10 protein-coding genes are annotated in these 18034 nt (G+C 68.5%); 3 read left to right on the top strand and 7 right to left on the bottom strand.

The genetic code is table 11. The features are described 5' to 3' along the window. Positions 1-9: 9 nt before the first annotated feature. From ING98_13065 to ING98_13095, 7 genes are all read right to left on the bottom strand, one after another. On the bottom strand, positions 10-666 hold the full coding sequence (locus ING98_13065) for a pyridoxamine 5'-phosphate oxidase family protein (protein MCA3102798.1): 657 nt from the start codon (positions 664-666) through the stop codon (positions 10-12). A gap of 21 nt (positions 667-687) precedes the next feature. Next, positions 688-4716 (bottom strand): ribonucleoside-diphosphate reductase, adenosylcobalamin-dependent, encoded by a 4029-nt coding sequence (locus tag ING98_13070; GenBank protein ID MCA3102799.1) that lies wholly within the window; start codon positions 4714-4716, stop codon positions 688-690. 161 nt (positions 4717-4877) lie between these two features. Next, positions 4878-6299: a DEAD/DEAH box helicase gene (locus ING98_13075; GenBank protein MCA3102800.1), complete on the bottom strand. Its 1422-nt coding sequence runs from the start codon at positions 6297-6299 to the stop codon at positions 4878-4880. Positions 6300-6673: 374 nt separating this feature from the next. Continuing rightward, positions 6674-12406, bottom strand: a complete 5733-nt coding sequence (gene uvrA, locus ING98_13080; GenBank protein MCA3102801.1) for an excinuclease ABC subunit UvrA — start codon at positions 12404-12406, stop codon at positions 6674-6676. Between the two features lie 75 nt (positions 12407-12481). Next, on the bottom strand, positions 12482-12892 hold the full coding sequence (locus ING98_13085; protein ID MCA3102802.1) for a PIN domain-containing protein: 411 nt from the start codon (positions 12890-12892) through the stop codon (positions 12482-12484). 7 nt (positions 12893-12899) lie between these two features. After that, entirely contained in the window at positions 12900-13169 is a 270-nt protein-coding gene (locus tag ING98_13090) for a type II toxin-antitoxin system Phd/YefM family antitoxin (GenBank protein MCA3102803.1), read from the bottom strand. 82 nt (positions 13170-13251) lie between these two features. Further along, positions 13252-14736 carry an amidohydrolase gene (locus ING98_13095; protein MCA3102804.1) on the bottom strand — a complete coding sequence of 495 codons (1485 nt, stop codon included), beginning with the start codon at positions 14734-14736 and terminating at the stop codon, positions 13252-13254. A gap of 339 nt (positions 14737-15075) precedes the next feature. Here ING98_13095 and ING98_13100 point away from each other — a divergent pair, with 339 nt between their 5' ends. Genes ING98_13100 through ING98_13110 form a run of 3 tightly spaced genes read left to right on the top strand, consistent with a single transcriptional unit; the run spans position 15076 to position 18001 of the window. Further along, on the top strand, positions 15076-16080 hold the full coding sequence (locus tag ING98_13100; GenBank protein ID MCA3102805.1) for a threo-3-hydroxy-L-aspartate ammonia-lyase: 1005 nt from the start codon (positions 15076-15078) through the stop codon (positions 16078-16080). After that, positions 16077-17021: a hydroxymethylglutaryl-CoA lyase gene (locus tag ING98_13105; GenBank protein MCA3102806.1), complete on the top strand. Its 945-nt coding sequence runs from the start codon at positions 16077-16079 to the stop codon at positions 17019-17021. Before ING98_13100 ends, ING98_13105 begins: the two co-directional genes overlap by 4 nt. Then, positions 17018-18001, top strand: coding sequence for a tripartite tricarboxylate transporter substrate binding protein (locus ING98_13110; protein ID MCA3102807.1), 984 nt, complete (start codon positions 17018-17020; stop codon positions 17999-18001). Before ING98_13105 ends, ING98_13110 begins: the two co-directional genes overlap by 4 nt. Positions 18002-18034 lie beyond the last annotated feature (33 nt).

Here is an 18034-nt window from a genome sequence, read left to right on the forward strand (position 1 = left end):
TCCGGCCCTTCACGGGGTCAGCCAGGTCCCTTGCCAGCGTTCCCCCTGTCGCTCGAAGCGCGCCCGACGCTTGTGGATCGCATGCAGATGCAGCCATTCGATCGCCTCGATCTTCAGTTCGACGACACAGAAGTGCGCGAATCCGGCGTCGCTCTCCGTGTCGGTCGGGCGGCGGCGCTCCAGCGGTGCCGGCAGGCCGCTGGCAGGCACGCCGGCGGGCGATCCTGGTGGCGGCACCAGGTAGCAGCGCTTCGCCGATGGGTTGGTCGCCTGCCACGTCGACAACGCGAGCGGATCGCCGCGATGCAGGGCGGCGACGGTGCGCAGTCGCAACTGCGTCTTTCCGGCCGGATCGTACGCATGTACCGCGGCGCGCGGATCGGCCATCAGCTGTGTCACCAGCCCGCCGCGCGCGTCCGCATTGAAGCGAAGGGTGGCCGCCGCACGGTCTGCATGGCGCAGCGTGACCGTGCGCACCTGCGGCCCTTCGTCCGACAGGGTGGCCACCGACGGCGCATGGCAGGGCGAACGTCGATCGGCTGCGCCGCGTTCGAGCATGCCCCAGGCGTGCGCCTCGGCCAGCGAGAGGTCGAACAGGAAGGCTGGCACCGGCCCGGCGTCTGACCGGGCGCCAGCCTCGCCGATCGCATGTGCCCGCGCGCCCATCGGAGGCTCGCCCTGCGGCACTCAGCCGCAGGCGCCGATCGCGCCACACGCCGTGCAGAACTCGCAGCCATCCTTGCGGATCACCGCCATGTTGCCGCATTCGGTACACAGCTTGCCGGCGACCACGGCGCTCGCCTGGGTGTACCCCGGCGCGTTCGCCACCGGCATCACCCCGTCGTCCTCGGGCATCTCGAGCACACCCATGTCCGACAGGGGCAGGCCGCGTTCGTCGAGTACGCCGAGCATCGCGTAGCGGTGGATGATCAGGCGGGCGATGTAGGCGACCGTACTCGGGTAGTTCTCCTGGCGGTCTTCGCCCGGGACGCGCGCCATGAAGTCGCCCAGCGGCTCGGCATACGACAGCAGCTTGCGCAGCTTCATGCCGATCCACGCCGGGTCGATCACCCGCATGTCGAGCGACAGCAGCTTGCACAGGCCGTCGAGCGCGCGCGGATACGAACCTGCGAGCCACATCGAGTACGGACGCCGCTGGCCGTTGGGCAGCACCAGCTCCTTCAGCATCAGCACGAAGTCGTCGCCACTCGCGCCGTTGTAGACATCGACGCTCCAGCTCATCGTGCCGTCGGTGCCGGTCTTGGGCTCCTTCTTCGTGAACAGGGTGTCGAGCACCGGGGTGCCGCTCGAATGCTCGTCGAGCGCGCCGAGCTGCTCCACCCGCCAGCGCACGATGCGCGCGAACGCGCTGACCATGCTGGGCATGCGCAGCGGCTTGCCGTCGGGCGGCAGCGCACAGTCGAACGCATCGTCGCCCGGGGTCTTGGACAGCATGTCGAGCTTTGCGCGCAGCCAGCCGGTGTCCTGTGCGCGCATGTCCATCGACAGCGTCTTGGCGACGGCGCCCAGGCCACGCGGCTGTTCGGCACCGTTCACCCAGACCTCGAACGGATGGCACTGCTCGCCTTCGACGTGGCCGACGAAGATCGCGAAGCTGCCGGTCGGCGCCTCGACCATGAACGTCCACGACGGGTTGCCGGCGGTGAGCTTCGGGCGGCCCGGCCAGCGCAGGCTGGCCAGGGCCGGCTGCGGCGCGGCATCGAGGCGGATGCGGCGGTCGGCGTCGCTGGTGTCCAGGTCGTTCGGTGCGTCGTTGGGCGTCGTGCCTGCACCGGTACCCGCCGACGTCGACGGTGTCACCGACAGCACGCTGCCGAGCACGGCGTTCGGGCGGTAGGTGGTGATGCCCTTCAGGCCGGCCTTCCAGGCTTCCATGTACAGGTTCTGGAAGTCTTCATAGGGGTAGTCCGCCGGCACGTTGACGGTCTTGCTGATCGCCGAGTCGACGAATGGCGCGACGGCGGCGACCATCTTCATGTGGTCGAGCGCGGAGATCTCGAGCGCGGTGACGAACGATTCCGGCAGCGCATCGACGTTGCCGCCGAGGTGCCGGTACAGCCGCCACGCGTGGTCTTCGACGTCGTAGACCTTGTGCGTGTCGTCGGGCATGCGCTTCTTGCGCTGGTAGGTCCAGGAGAACGGCGGCTCGATGCCGTTGGACGCGTTGTCGGCGAACGCCAGCGAGATGGTGCCGGTCGGCGCGATCGACAGCAGGTGGCTGTTGCGCAGGCCGTGCTTGCGGATGCCCTGCCGCACGTCCTCAGGCAGCCGCGAGGCGAACGACGGCTCGGCCAGGTAGCGCTCGGCATCCAGGGCCGGGAAGGCGCCCTTGTCCTTCGCGATGTCGACCGAGGCTGCATACGATTCGTCGCGCATCGCCTGCGCGATCTGCGAGGCCATGCCGCGCGCCCCTTCGGTGTCGAAGCGCAGCCCCAGCATGATCAGCGTGTCGCCCAGGCCGGTGAAGCCGAGCCCGACGCGGCGCTTCGCGCGCGATTCGGCGTACTGCTGCGGCAGCGGCCAGACGGTGGCGTCGAGCACGTTGTCGAGCATGCGGATCGCCGGGCGTACCACGCGGCCGAACGCCTCGAAGTCGAAGCGGGCCTGCGGCGTGAAGGCCTCGCGCACGAACAAGGTGAGGTTGACGCTGCCCAGACAGCAGCAGCCGTAGGAGGGCAGGGGTTGTTCACCGCAGTTGTGCACGTACAGGCCGTTGGCGTCGAATGCATGCACGCCCGGGACGTTCACGTCGTATACCGGTTCGATGCCGTCGGGCACGATCGACCGGATCGTGGCGACGAAGCGCTCGCGGTTCGCCCGGCGCCGGTACGCGGCAAGCGCGGTTGCGAGTGCGGCCTGCTTGTCGCTGTCCGCGAAGCCGACCAGGTCGGCGAAGCGGATGACATTGTCGTTGGCGATGACCAGTTCGTGCTGGGCACGCGTCGCATACTCCGGCGTGCCGTCGTGGCCGTCGGGCAGCAGGCGCAGCCCGGCCGGCCGCCGCTCGCGATACAGCGTGCCGAGGATGCCCAGCCGCGCCAGCATCCGCTGTGCCGCCTGCAGCGTCGCTTCGTCCGACTGCGCCAGCCGGATGCTGATGTCTTTTGCCTGGCTGCCCTGCACCGACCCGTCGGCGTCGAACAGCCCGCGCAGGAATCCCCGGCAGAACACGGAAGACGCGCGCTCGATCTCTGGCGTGATGGCCTTCGCGCCGGGCAGCATGCCGAAGGAACTCGCAAGGTCGCGCAGCGCACTCGACTTGAACCGCCAGCTGTTGTGGTCGGGGACCGGCATCCAGCCCTGGTGGTCGGAACGCTTGCGCAGTCCGCTGGCCGCATCGACCACCGCATTCATCAGCGACCGCGCCGACAGTCCGGCTGCCGGCGCGCCGCCGACGACCCGGGCGGCTGCGGCATCCCACACTTCCAGCACTGCTGCGTCGGCCTTGAGCGTGCCGTCGCCCAGCAGGAACCCGAGGAGGAAGCCGTCGCTGGCCGAACCGCGTCCGGGCCAGCCGGACAGCGCGCGATGGTCATGCACGACGATGCGGTCGTCCGCGGCGAGCGCCGATGCAGGGATCCATTCCGTTTCGCGCACGTCGCGCGTCATGCGCTTGACCCGCAGCACCTGGTGGTCCTCGGTCAGCCGCAGCTTGAAGCCTTCGGCGGTCGTCACCGACAGCACCGGCTTCGTCCCGGTCTCGAAGAAGCCTTGCGGGCCGGTCGCCCACGGCCGCCCGTCTACGACCAGCGTCTGGGACTCGCCGATGCAGTCGCGCACCTGGCGCGGACCGTCGACGGTCATCGTCCAGGTGTCGCCGGTCACGCACGGATTGGTCGCCTCGATCCCCTCGCAGTAGGCGAGGTTGTTGTCGCTGTTCATCCGGTCGATGAACACCACGCCCGGCTCGGCATGGTCGTAGGTCGACTGCATGATCTGCTGCCACAGGTCGCGTGCGCGGACCGTGCGGTAGATGTATGCGCCGTGCGGGTCCTGCACCGGCGTATCGTCGCCACGCCGGCGTGGCGGCGCCTTGTGCACCAGCGACCATTCGCCGTCGGCTTCGACCGCGCACATGAACGCGTCGGTCACGGCGACGCTGACGTTGAAGTTGCGCAGGTCGCCGTGGTCTTTGGCGTGGATGAAGTCTTCGATGTCCGGATGGTCGCAACGCAGGATGCCCATCTGTGCGCCGCGCCGCGAACCGGCGGATTCCACCGTCTCGCACGAGCGATCGAACACCCGCATGTAGGACACCGGGCCGCTTGCATGCGAGTCGGTGCCTTTCACATGCGCCCCCTTGGGGCGGATCGAGGAAAAGTCGTAGCCCACGCCGCCACCGCGGCGCATCGTCTCGGCCGCCTGCATCAGCGCGACGTAGATGCCCGGCTTGCCGTCGACCGTCTCGGACACCGAGTCGCCGACCGGCTGCACGAAGCAGTTGATGAGCGTCGCCTGCAGGTCGGTGCCGGCGGCCGAGTTCACGCGCCCGCCGGGGATGAAGCCCTTCTCGAGCGCTTCCATGAATACCGGCTCCCAGTGAGCCGGATCGCTTTCGATCTCGGCCAGCGCGCGGGCGACGCGCCGACGGACCTCTTCGATCGACTGCTCGCCGCCCTTCGCGTACTTCTCGAGCAGCACATCGATACTGACCTGTTGCGGGGGGAGAGAAAGGTCGGAATCGTCAGGTTTCATGCGCGGGCTCTCGGCGTCGGGCTGGGGCACTGCTGGCTGGATAGAAATGATACGCGCGAGCGGCTCGCGTGTCGGCACCGGCTCACCGACCGGGCCCGGCTGCAGAACAGGGCGTCAGGCTGCCCGGCCGCTGCAACGGCGGCGAGCCGTGCGGCGCGTTTTCAGCGAGCCCTGCCGCGCGAACGCGGCTTGCCCCGGTCGGAATACAGCCCGCCCGAGGGCGCGGGAGCCGGTGCCGCCGTGCCGTACCCGGCCGGGCCGCTTCGGGCTGGCTGCGCCGAAGCGGGGGTAGCCATCCGCGGCTGAGCGTGCGCTGCCGGGCGCGCGGCAGCAGCATTGCCGTGGCCTCGACCGGCACCACCCGCGCCCTGGCCGGCGGGCCGGCCACGTCCGCCGCCAGCGTTGCCATGCCTGCCGGCCGGGGCTGCACCGGCGCCCCCGGGGCGCTGGCCCTGCCGTCCGCGCGACGGCGGAAACTCACTGCGCCGTCCATCGGTCTTCGGCGCACGATCGTCCGCCTCGCCAGCCGGCTTCGGCTTGCCGGGTTCGAAGCCGGCGACCGCCCGCTGCTCGATCCGGCGTCCCATCAGCTTCTCGATGTCGTGCAGCAGCGGGCGGTCTTCCGCGCTGACCAACGAGATCGCTTCGCCGCTGGCACCGGCACGGCCGGTGCGGCCGATCCGGTGGACATAGTCTTCCGACACGTTCGGCAGGTCGAAGTTGACCACGTGCGGCAGCATCTCGATATCGAGGCCGCGCGCCGCGATGTCGGTGGCGACAAGCACGCGCAGCGAGTTGTCCTTGAACTGCGCCAGCGCACGCGTGCGCGCGCCCTGGCTCTTGTTGCCGTGGATGGCCGCGGACTCGATGCCGTCGCGTTCGAGCAGTTCCGCCAGCCGGTTCGCGCCATGCTTCGTCTTGGTGAACACCAGCACCTGGAACCAGTTCTTTTCCTTGATCAGGTGCGAGAGCAACGCGCGCTTGCGCTCCTTGTCGACCGGATGCACGACCTGGGTGACCAGTTCCGCCGGCGTGTTGCGGCGGGCGACTTCCACCGTGGCCGGGTCGTGCAGGTACTCGCGCGACAGCGTGCGGATCTCGTCGGAGAAGGTCGCGGAGAACAGCAGGTTCTGGCGCTGCCTGGGCAGCACCGCCAGGATGCGCTTGATGTCGCGGATGAACCCCATGTCGAGCATGCGGTCGGCTTCGTCGAGCACCAGGATCTCGATCGACTTGAGGTCGACCGTCTTCTGCTGCACATGGTCGAGCAGCCGGCCGGGCGTGGCCACGACGATGTCGACGCCGCGGCGCAGCTCGGCCACCTGCGGGTTGATGCCGACGCCGCCGAAGATCACGGTGGAGCGCAGCTTCAGGTACTTGCCGTAGGTGGTGACGCTTTCTTCCACCTGCGCGGCGAGTTCCCGCGTCGGCGTGAGGATCAGGCAGCGGGGCGCAGTGCCGTTGCGCGCGCGCGAGGAAAGCAGCTGCAGCAGCGGCAGCGTGAAGCCGGCGGTCTTGCCGGTACCGGTCTGTGCTGCGCCGAGCAGGTCGCGGCCGGCGAGGACCACCGGGATGGCCTGCATCTGGATCGGCGTCGCTTCGGTATAGCCCTGGTCGGCAATGGCGCGCAGCAGTTCGGGGACCAACCCGAGGTCATTGAACGATGTACTGATGTGAATCTCCTGAATGCATCGGCCCGCGAAGGTTCTTCCTTCGTACCGGTTCAGGACGACAGCGTTTCGACAGGGAACCTTCCGCCGGGATCGCTGCGCGGCAGCGAGCGGGGCTCGGTGACGGCAGGCGATGCGCGCCGGATCAGGACTGGCATCCGCGGCATGGCCCGGGGGAGGGCAGACGGAGCGTGCGCAACCGGAACATGGCGCACATCGTCTACCCGAAGGATACCTTATCCGGCGGGCCGACGCCCTTACCGTCCTGGTGCTGCCTCAGAGCCACCTCAGATCGAGCGCTCGCCCAGGAACTCGCCTAGGATACGCCCGGTGTGCGAGCCCGCATCGAGCGCCACGACCTCCGGCGGTGCCTCGGCAACGATTCGCCCGCCGCCGTCGCCCCCTTCCGGGCCGAGGTCGATGATCCAGTCGGCCTCGGCCCAGACGTCCAGGTTGTGCTCGATCACCACGACCGTGTTGCCGGCGTCGACCAGCCGATGCAGCACGCGGATCAGCTTTTCGACGTCGGCCATGTGCAGGCCGACGGTCGGCTCGTCGAGCACATACAGCGTATGGGCCTCCGCGCCGCCCCGGCCCGGCCGCCGTGCAGCGTCGCGCACGTCTCCGACGCGGGCCTTCGCCAGTTCGGTCACCAGCTTGATCCGCTGCGCCTCGCCGCCCGACAGCGTCGGGCTCGCCTGGCCGAGCGTGAGGTAGCCGAGGCCGACGCTCTCGAGCAGTTCGAGCGGCGCGCGGATCGACGGATGGGCCTCGAAGTACTCGACTGCCTGTTCCACGTTCATCCGCAGCACGTCGCCGATCGAACGCTCCTTGAACGTCACCGACAGCGTGGCCGGGTTGAAGCGCAGGCCGTGGCAGCTCTCGCAGGGCACTTTCACGTCGGGCAGGAAGCTCATCTCGACGCGCTGCACGCCGGCACCTTCGCAGGCGGGGCAGCGGCCGTCGCCAGTGTTGAACGAGAAGCGCGCCGGGGCATAGCCGCGCATGCGAGCCTCGTTCGTCTCCGCGAACAGGCGGCGGATCGCGTCCCAGAAGCCGATGTAAGTGGCCGGGCAGGAGCGCGGCGTCTTGCCGATCGGTGTCTGGTCCACCTCGAGTACCCGCCCTACCTGCTCGGCGCCGGCGATCTCGCGCACGCCCTCCCACGACGGCTGGCGGTGCTCGCGCCGTGCCGACACCGCAGCGGACAGGTTGGCCAGCAGCACCTCGCGTGCCAGGGTCGACTTGCCGCTGCCCGAGACACCCGTGACCACCGTCAGCCGGCCGAGCGGGAACCGGGCGTCGACCTGCTGCAGGCTGTGCCGGTGCGCGCCGAGCACCCGTACCGAAGGCGTATCGGCGTCCACCGGCCGCCTCGGCGAGACCGGGTGGCGCAATGGCTCATTCAGGAATCGCCCGGTGATGGAGGTCGGGGAGGCGCACAGTTCATCGGCCGTGCCCTGGGCGACCACCTGGCCGCCACGAACCCCTGCGCCCGGACCGAGGTCGATCACATGGTCGGCCCGGCGGATGGTCTCTTCGTCGTGCTCGACCACCAGCAGCGTGTTGCCCTTTCCGGCGAGCCGCTGCAGCATGTCGAGCAGCACCCGGTTGTCGCGCGGATGCAGGCCGATGGTCGGCTCGTCCAGCACGTAGCACACCCCTTGCAGGTTGGAGCCGAGCTGGGCAGCCAGCCGGATGCGCTGTGCCTCGCCGCCGGACAGCGTCGGCGAGGCGCGGTCGAGGCCCAGGTAGCCGAGGCCGACATCGCGCAGGAAGGCGAGGCGCGAGCGGATCTCGGAGAGCACATCGCGTGCGATCTCGCCTTCGCGGGCATCGAGCACCAGCGCATCGAACATCCCCGCCAGCGCATCGACCGAGCCGGTGGTGGTCGCCGAGATCGAGCGCCCGCGGAAGCGGACGTTGCGCGCGATCGGGTTCAGGCGTTCGCCAGCGCAGTCGTGGCATGCCTCGAGTTCGCCGCCGCCGGCCTGCTCGTCGAGGAAGCTGTCCAGGCGCCGGTCCTCGGTCTCGAGGCTCGCGTCGTCGTCCTGCCTGTAGTGGCGGAAGGCCACGCCGGTGCCGAGGCAGCCTTCGCACCAGCCATGCTTCGAATTGAACGAGAACAGCCGCGGGTCGAGTTCGGCGAAGCTCGTGCCACAGCAAGGGCAGGCCCGGCGCACCGAGAACGACCGGGTCGACAGCAGTGCGCTCTTCTGCCCGGCGCGCATCGCACCGTCCAATGCATCGAGGTCGGCCATCACATGCACCACGCCCTTGCCCTGGTCGAGGCCGGCCTGCAGCAGCGCACGCAGCTTCACCTCGTTCTCGGGCAGCACGCGGATGTCCGCGACCGGCAGGTCGATCGTGTGTTCCTTGAAGCGGTCGAGCCGCTTCCACGGCCGCGTGGTAACGAACTGGCCATCGACCAGCAGGTGGCCATGGCCGCGCGCCGAGGCCCAGGCGGCGAGGTCGGTGTAGATGCCCTTGCGGTTGACCACCAGCGGCGCAAGCACGCCGATGCTCTGGCCCCGGTAGTCGCGCATCACCTGCGCGGCCACCGCATCGAAGCTCTGCGGCTCGATCGCGACGTTGCAGTCCGGGCAGTACTGCGTCCCCAGCTTCATGAACATCAGGCGCAGGAAGTGGTAGATCTCGGTCATCGTCGCCACGGTGCTCTTGCGGCCACCGCGGCTGGTGCGCTGTTCGATCGCCACCGTCGGCGGGATGCCGAACACGCCATCGACCTCGGGCTTGGCTGCGGGCTGCACGAACTGCCGGGCATAGGCGTTCAACGACTCGAGGTAGCGCCGCTGCCCTTCGCCGAACACGATGTCGAAGGCGAGCGTCGACTTGCCTGAGCCCGAGACGCCGGTGACCACGGTGAAGCGGTCGCGCGGGATCTCGACATGCACCTGCTTCAGGTTGTGTTCGCGCGCGTTGTGCACCACGATCGAATGGCGGGCGCGCTCGCGGTAGCCGGCCTCGAGGCCGTCGGGTTCCTGCGCCACGGTCGTGCGCGACGGATGGAAGCGCTGCAGGTCGGTGAACGACGCTTCGTAATCGACCAGCGCGCGGCCGGTGTGCGACCGGGGGCTGGCGCAGATCGTAGCCGGCGTACCCACCGCGACCACCTCGCCGCCGCCGTCGCCGCCTTCCGGCCCGAGGTCGATGATCCAGTCGGAGGCGCGGATCACATCGAGGTTGTGTTCGATGACCAGCAGCGAATGGCCAGCCTCGATCAGCCGCCGGAACGCGACCAGCAGCTTGGCGATGTCGTCGAAGTGCAGGCCGGTGGTCGGCTCGTCGAACAGGAACAGCTTGCCCCGGCCATCCTTTGGCGCGGCGTAGTTGCTGCTGCGTTTCGCGGCCTCGGCGAGGTGGCCAGCCAGCTTCAGCCGCTGCGCCTCGCCACCGGACAGCGTCGGCACCGGTTGTCCGAGGCGCAGGTAGTCGAGGCCGACCTCGGCCAGCGGCTGCAGTGCCGTCACCAGGTCGCGTTCGCCAGCGAACACCGACAGCGCCTCCGATACGGTGAGTTCCAGCACGTCGGCGATCGAGCGGCCGTCGAGGGTCACCTCCAGCGTCTCCGCGCGGTAGCGCGTGCCGTCGCAGTCCGGGCAGCGCAGGTAGACGTCGGACAGGAACTGCATCTCGACGAACTCGAAGCCGGTGCCGCCGCAGGTCGGGCAGCGCCCGTTGCCCGAATTGAAGCTGAAGGTGCCGGCGGTATAGCCGCGTTCCTTTGCCAGCGGCAGCTTCGAGAACAGCGTACGGATTGCATCGAAGGCCCCGACATAGCTGGCCGGGTTGGATCGCGTCGTACGGCCGATCTGCGTCTGGTCGACCATCACCACATCTTCCAGATGCTCCGCGCCTTCGAGCGAATCGAACGCGCCGGGTGCTTCCGTCGGGCGCCCGAAATGGCGCAGCAGCGCCGGATGCAGGACGTTGTCGATCAGCGTCGACTTGCCCGAGCCGGATACGCCGGTCACGGTCACCAGGCAGCCCAGCGGAACCGAGACATCGACCTGCTTCAGGTTGTGTTCCGAGGCACCGCGCAGCACGAGCGTCGGCCGGGCTGCGATCTCGGCCTCCGGGCGGCCCAGCCGCCCCGCATCGGCGCGGCGCCTGCCCGACAGGTAGAGCGCGGTCAGCGTGCCCGATTCCATCATCTCGACCGGTGTGCCGTGGAACACGATGTTGCCGCCGCGCTCGCCCGGCCCCGGGCCGATGTCGAGGATGCGGTCGGCACCGAACATGATCTGCGGGTCGTGCTCGACCACCACCAGCGTGTTGCCGGCGGCACGCAGCCGCTGCATCACCGCGATCACCTGCTGCATGTCGCGCGGATGCAGGCCGATCGACGGCTCGTCGAGCACGAACAGCGTGTTGACAAGAGAGGTGCCGAGGGCAGTGCAGAGGTTGATCCGCTGCACTTCGCCGCCGGACAGCGTGCGCGACTGGCGGTCCAGCGTGAGATAGGCGAGGCCGACCTGGCACAGGTAGCCGACGCGCGCGCGGATGTCCCCGAGCAGCTGCTCGGTCGCCTGGTCGAGCGGTGCCGGCAACTGCAGCCGGTCGAAGAAGGTGCGCAGGCGTTCGGCCGGCAGCAGCATCATGTCGTGCACGGTGAGGCCGGGCAGTGCCTGCAGCGCCGCTGCATCGTAGCGCGCCGCCTGCGGGCGGAAGCGCGCGGTGCCGGCCAATGCAGCGTCTGCATCCTCGCGCGAGCCGAGGCGCCAGTCGAGCGCATCGGGGCGCAGCCGCGCACCGTCGCAATCGGTGCACGGGGTGTACGCGCGGTAGCGCGACAGCAGCACCCGCACATGCATCTTGTAGCTCTTGGTCTCGAGCCAGTCGAAGAAGCGCTTCGCGCCGTACCAGGTGCCGGGGAAGGACTTGTTCCAGCTCTTCCATTGCGGCTCGCCGTCGATCACCCAGCGGCGGTTCGCTTCGCCCAGGTCGCGCCAGGGTACGTCGATCGGGATGCCGCGCTTCTGCGCGTATTCGATCAGCTCTTTCTGCGATTCGCTGAAGCTCTTCGACTGCCAGGGTTTGACCGCGCCCTGGCGCAGCGTCTTCGATTCGTCGGGTACGACCAGCCCGTAGTCGACGCCGATCACCCGGCCGAAGCCGCGGCAGGTCTCGCAGGCACCGACCGGCGAATTGAACGAGAACAGGCTGGGCGTCGGGTCCGCGTAGTGCAGGTCGCAGTGGGCGCAGTGCAGGTCGGAGGAGAAACGCCAGACCAGGGTGGATGCCGGGGACGCCGGGGGCGGTTCAATGCTGCTGCTCTCTGCCGTGGCGCCTTCGGCAAGCACACGGACGTCGACCCGGCCCTGCCCGACGCGAAGCGCGGCCTCCAGCGCCTCCACCACGCGCGCCCGCTCCGCGTTGCCGAAGCGGAAGCGGTCCTGCACGACAGTGAATCGCTTCGCGCCATCCGGCTCGATCCGGGTGTAGCCCTGCCGCTCCAGCATCGTCCGGACTTCGTCCGGCTTGAAGTTGTCCGGCACCGGCACCGGGAAGGTGATCGCCAGCCGCGGGTCGCCGGCCGCTGGCGTTCGCTCGGCCAGCGTGGCGAAGATCGAATCGGCCGAGTCGCGCAACACCGGCTGTCCGCAGCAGCGGCAATGCAGCTTCGACGCGCGCGCGAACAGCAGCTTCAGGTGGTCGTTCAGCTCGGTCATCGTGCCCACGGTCGAGCGCGAGGTGCGCACCGGGTTCACCTGGTCGATCGCGATCGCCGGCGGGATGCCGTCGATGCGGTCGACCTGCGGCTTGTCCATCCGGTCGAGGAACTGCCGTGCGTAGGGCGAGAAGGTCTCGACATAGCGCCGCTGGCCTTCCGCATACAGCGTGTCGAACACCAGCGACGACTTGCCGGAGCCGGAGACCCCGGTAACGACCGTCAGTTCTCCCAGCGGCAGGTCGAGGTCGAGGTTGCGCAGGTTGTTCTGGCGGGCGCCGCGGATGGAGATCGCGGGGCGGGGGGCGGGAGGGGCCTGATCGGGCATGGGGCTCGCTGGAAATGGAGGCGGCGCTCCGGAGGGAGCGCCGCGACTCCGATTGTATGCGAGCCTCGGTGTCTCTCAGTCCAGCCGGACGACGTTCAGGCCCGCCACGCGCTGGAAGGAAGCGTCTCCGGTGAGCATGCGGTGCTCTCGCCCCAGTTGCAGGCAGCATGCTGCCTGCAACGCATCCGGGGTGCGAAGACCGTGGCGCACGCGTACCGCGGCGGCCAGTTCCACCACGTCGCGCGTGAGTTCCACCCACGAAACGTCGGGACGCGCAAAGAATGCGTCGTAGCGCCCCAGGGTAGCCGCATCGTCGCGCTTCATCGGGCCGACACGGCATTCCAGCCAGGTCAATCGGCTGATGGCGAGGCCGATATCAGCATGCTGTTCAGCGATCGAGTGGACTGTGGCCCGCATCCGGGCTGCGAAGGGCTCGTGGCCCTCCGTCAGGTAGATCAAAGCGCTGGAATCCAGAAATGCGATCACCGCGCCTTCACCAATTGCGTTCCTCCTCCAGGGCTTCGTCGATGTCCTGCTTGCTGCGCAGGTTGGCGGAAGGCTGTGCGAGCAACCACTGTATGGCGGTCTGTCCGGGCAGACTGTTCGACTGTCTGCCCGTCAGCCGAAGGTACTCGTCCTCCGACAGTACGACTGCAGCGGGCTTGTTGCGCTTCACGATGTGGATCGGGCCGTGACGGAGGCCTTCCTCGATAGCCGCCATTCCGCGCCGTTTGAGCATTGCAACTGTCAGCGTATTGTTCATCCAGGCACCGAAACGTACTGATATGGGATTTATAGTGCTTTTTTCGGTACTGAAAGTCAATGCGGCTGCCCGCCGTACCGCCTCAGTGCTGGCAGAACCCCGGCACGTGGTACGGCGTCTTCGCCAGCCCGCTGCAGAACTGGCTGACGTACGGTTCCATCTGCTCGCACAGCGCGCGCGACTCGCGGTTCACCTCTTTCAGCCGTTCGATCGCGACCGCCGCCCTCACGCGCAAGGCGTCGAAGTCGAACGACGTGAAGCGCCCGGCCTCGAGCAGCACGCGCCCGTTCACGATCACCGTATGCACGCCGGTGCCGTCCTCGCAGTGCACGATCTGGTTCACCGGGTCGTTCAACGGCACGTAGTGCGGCGCACCGAGGTCGAGCAGCACGATGTCCGCCTTGTAGCCCTTCTGCAGCCGCCCGATCTGGCCTGCGAAGCCGAGCGCCTGCGCGCCGCCCTCGGTCGCCGCGCGCAGCACTTCCTGTGTCGACAGCCACAGTTCGGTGTCGCGCCCGTGCACGCGCGACACGAACGAGGCCAGGCGCATCGCCTCGAACATGTTGAGGTTGTCGGACGAGCCGGCGCCGTCGGTGCCCAGGGCCAGGTTCACGCCGCGCGTGAGCATCGCGCGTGTGTCCGCGAGACCTGACCCCAGCTTCATGTTGCTGCCCGGGTTGTGCGAGATCGAGCAGCCGTGGTCGGCCAGCCGCGCGCGGTCGTCGTCGTCGAGCCAGACGCCATGCGCGACGCAGAAGCCAGGCTTTAGCAGGCCCAGGTCATCGAGGTGGGCGACCAGGGTCTTGCCGTAGCGCTGCTGCGCGACGATCGCCTGCATCTTCGATTCGGCGACATGCATCTGGAAGCCGACATCGAGTTCCAGGCCGAGGTCGCGGCAGCCACTCAGGAATTCATCGCTGCAGTGGTGCGGAATGGTCGGGCCGAGCGCCGGGCGGATCTGCGTGCGGTCGAACTTCCAGTTCGTGAACAGTTCGCGGCAGATGGCGATGTTCTGGGCATGCGAGGCGTGGCGGATGGCCAGCGCCTGTTCACGCAGCGGGCCGGGCAGCGCATCGGCCAGTCCCGGGATCGCCTCGTAGAAGCTGCGGTCGGCCATCATCGGCGCCAGCGTTGCGCGGATGCCGACATCGGCATAGGCCTGCGCTACCGCGTTCACGCCGTCGAGGGTCGGCAGCGGGAACTCGGCGAACATGTCGAACGAGGCGGTGCAGCCCTTGCGCAGCATCTCGCAGGCACCGATTGCGGCCGACAGGTACTTCTCTTCCACCGAGCGGCGCGCGCCGGTCCACGGGGCGTTGGCGAGCAGGACCTCCAGCGTCCAGCGGTCGGCGATGCCCTTGGACAGGTTGGTCTGCGCGTGGTTGTGGCCGTTCACCAGCCCGGGGATGACCAGCCGGTCGGTGGCGTCGACGACCTGCCTGCCTTCGGCCGGCACACTGCCGGGCGCGGTGATGTCGATGATCCGGTCGGCCTCGACCAGGATGTCGGCAGGCTCGAAACGGTAGTTGCCCGGGTTCAGTACCCGGCCGCCCTTGATCAGCATCATGACGCAGTCCCTTCAAAGAGATGAGCCTGTTCCAGGCGCAGAAACGAAGCATAACCGTCCTCGCCGATCAGGAAGCCGTACGACAGTCGGCCGCGCAATGTCAGCGCGACGTCGGTCGAGGTGCCCGGTGAAAGATGGGTGAGATGGGGGTCAGGTGAGATGGGTGTGAGATGGGGGTCAGGTCTTGAGTTTTGCAGAAGGTGGAGTGGGGTCAGATGGGGGCCTTGAGTTTTGCGCCGATCTGACCCCCACCGGCATGCAAAACTCAAGACCTGACCCCCACCGTTTTTTGTCGCAGAATGCGGGCTCTGAACCTTCTGTTCCGGAGATCGCAGAAAGATGGCGTCTGCCCCTGATTTGCCTACGTACGCGGATGTGGAGGCGGCAGCGCGCCGGCTCGAAGGACATGCGCATCGCACGCCGGTGCTCACGTCGGGTACGGTGGACCGCCGCACCGGCGCGAAGGTGTACTTCAAGTGCGAGAACTTCCAGCGCAGTGGTGCGTTCAAGTTCCGGGGGGCGTACAACGCGCTGTCGCAGCTGGGTGCGGCGGAGAAGGCGCGTGGAGTGGTGACGTTCTCGTCGGGCAACCATGCGCAGGCGGTGGCGCTGTCGGCACAGTTGCTGGGCATCCGGGCGGTCATCGTGATGCCGGACGACGCGGCTTCGGTGAAGCTGGAGGCCACGCGCGGCTATGGCGCCGAGGTGATCACCTACGACAAGACGAAGACCACGCGCGAGTCGATTGCACGCCAACTGGCGCAGGAACGCGGCCTCACCATGGTGCCGCCGTACGACGACGCGCATGTGATCGCCGGCCAGGGCACGGCGGCGAAGGAGCTGATCGAGGACGCCGGCCCGCTCGACTGGCTGCTGGTCTGCACCGGTGGTGCCGGCCTCACGTCCGGCTGCGCGATCGCCGCGCACCACCTGTCCCCAGGCTGCAAGGTGGTCGGGGTCGAACCACAAGCCGGTGACGACGCCACGCGCTCGTTCCACACCGGCGTGCTGCAGACGGTCGACAATCCGGACACCATCGCCGACGGCGCACGTACGCCGTCCCTCGGCACGCTCACCTTCCCGCTGGTGCAGAAGCTGCTGCACGACATGGTCACGGTCGACGACGACCAGCTGCTCGACGCGATGCTGTTCCTCTGGGAGCGCATGAAGATTGTCGTCGAGCCGACTGGCGCGCTTGCCACGGCCGCGTTGTTCGAGCGCAAGATCGATTACAAGAGCGGCGCGCGCATCGGAGTGATCGTCTCCGGCGGCAACGTCGACGTGCGCGCAGCTTGCGCGCTGATCCGCGCACGCGATGCGCGCAAGCAAGGAGGAGCGGCATGACCCCGTCCGTCGAAGGCATCGATGTCCTGATCAGTGAAGTCGGTCCGCGCGACGGCCTGCAGAACACGAAGCAGTTCATGCCCACCACGTTCAAGCAGCGCTGGATCAGCGCCGCCGCCGCCGCCGGCCTGCGCGAGATCGAGGTCTGCTCGTTCGTGCCGCCGAGCATCATCCCGCAGATGGTGGATGCGCACGAGGTGGTGCGCCATGCGCTGGGCATCCCCGGCCTGCACGTGGCCGTGCTCGCGCCGAACTTCAAGGGCGTGCTGCGTGCGATCGAGAGCGGCGCGCACAAGATCACGCTGCCGATCTCGGTGAGCCGGAAGCACAGCCTGGCGAACGTACGCCGCTCGACGGAAGAGGCGATCGAGGATGCGCGCCGTGCCTGCGCGTTCCGCGATTCGCTGCCCGAGGCGCAGCGGCCGAAGATCGAAGCGGGCCTGTCGACGGTGTTCGGCTGCACCATCGAAGGCCGGGTGTCGGAAGAGCAGGTGGTGCGCGACGCCATCGCCTGCGTCGAAGCCGGCTGCGACGAGGTCGGGCTCGCCGACACCACCGGCATGGCCAACCCGACGCAGATCCGGCGTGTCTTCCGCAAGGTGCGCGCGGCGATCGGCGACAGGCTGGGCGGCGCCCACCTGCACAACACCCGCGGTTTCGGCCTGGCCAACGTGGTCGCCGCACTGGAAGAAGACGTGCGCACCTTCGACAGTTCGCTCGCTGGTCTCGGCGGTTGTCCGTTCGCGCCGGGGGCCACCGGCAACATCGTGACCGAAGACCTGGTGTTCATGCTGGAAGAGATGGGCCTGCGCACCGGCATCGACCTCGACCGGCTGATCGCGATCCGCGAGGTGCTCGCGGAAGGCATTCCGGGCGAGCCGCTGTATGGCCATGTGCCGATGCTCGATGCGTCGGCACGCATGCCGATGGTATCGGCATGAGCGCCGTGCGCGTGCTGTTCGCCGCAGGCACCGCAGCGCTCGTGGCCAGTGCCTTCACTGCAGGCACCACCCACGCCCAGGCCTGGCCGTCGAAGCCGCTGCGCTGGTTCATCCCGTTCCCGCCCGGTGGCGGCACCGACGTGATGTCGCGGGTGATCGCACAGCGGCTGTCCGACCGGCTCGGCCAGCCGGTGGTGGTCGAGAACCGCGCCGGCTCGGGTGGCACGATCGGCCTGGAAGCCGCAGCGCGTGCCCCGGCCGACGGGTACAACGTGGTGATGGGGCAGGCAGCCAACCTGGCAGTGGCCCCGGCGCTGTACAAGAAGCTGCCCTACGACCCGGTGAAGGACTTCGCCCCGGTCACCAACGCGGTGTCTGCACCTTTGGTGCTGGTGGTCAACCCGGCGCTGCCGGTGAAGACGGTGAAGGAACTGGCGGCGCTTGCGCGGGCCCGTCCCGACCAGTTGACCTTCGGTTCGCCCGGCAACGGTACGGCGGGCCATCTCGCCGGCGAGCAGTTCAAGATCGCGGCGAAGGCCAGGATGACGCATATCCCCTACAAGGGCAATGTGCCGGCGATGACCGACGTGCTCGGCGGGCAGATCAGCATGCTGTTCAGCACGATCCCGCCGGTGCTCGGGCAGGTGCGTACCGGACGTCTGCGGGCCATCGCGGCCACCGGTGCCGATCGTGCCGCCGTGCTGCCCGCGGTGCCGACCATGGTCGAGAGCGGGCTGCCGGCATTCGTACTGGTGAACTGGTGGGGCGTGCTCGCGCCGGCCGGCACGCCGCCGGACATCGTGAACCGGCTCAATGCGGAAATCGTGAAGATCCTGCAGTTGTCCGACGTGCGCGAACGCATCGCCGCCGAGGGCGGCGAACCCAGCCCGAACAGCCCGGAGCAGTTCGCGAAGTTCATTGCGGCCGAGGTGGCGAAGTGGGGCGCGCTGGTGCGCGCGTCGGGCGCACAGGTGGATTGACCGCACGCCCCGGAAGCTGGCACAGCTCGTGCT

The organism is Rhodocyclaceae bacterium, assembly GCA_020248265.1.
Lineage (GTDB): Bacteria > Pseudomonadota > Gammaproteobacteria > Burkholderiales > CAIKXV01 > CAIKXV01.

Coding starts and splice junctions, on each gene's coding strand:
- ING98_13110 (MCA3102807.1), top strand. CDS start 17,018: ATGAGCGCCGTGCGCGTGCTGTTCGCCGCAGGCACCGCAGCGCTCGTG.
- ING98_13065 (MCA3102798.1), bottom strand. CDS start 666: ATGGGCGCGCGGGCACATGCGATCGGCGAGGCTGGCGCCCGGTCAGAC.
- ING98_13075 (MCA3102800.1), bottom strand. CDS start 6,299: ATGCAGGCCATCCCGGTGGTCCTCGCCGGCCGCGACCTGCTCGGCGCA.
- ING98_13070 (MCA3102799.1), bottom strand. CDS start 4,716: ATGAAACCTGACGATTCCGACCTTTCTCTCCCCCCGCAACAGGTCAGT.
- ING98_13090 (MCA3102803.1), bottom strand. CDS start 13,169: ATGAACAATACGCTGACAGTTGCAATGCTCAAACGGCGCGGAATGGCG.
- ING98_13095 (MCA3102804.1), bottom strand. CDS start 14,736: ATGATGCTGATCAAGGGCGGCCGGGTACTGAACCCGGGCAACTACCGT.
- ING98_13100 (MCA3102805.1), top strand. CDS start 15,076: ATGGCGTCTGCCCCTGATTTGCCTACGTACGCGGATGTGGAGGCGGCA.
- ING98_13105 (MCA3102806.1), top strand. CDS start 16,077: ATGACCCCGTCCGTCGAAGGCATCGATGTCCTGATCAGTGAAGTCGGT.
- uvrA (MCA3102801.1), bottom strand. CDS start 12,406: ATGCCCGATCAGGCCCCTCCCGCCCCCCGCCCCGCGATCTCCATCCGC.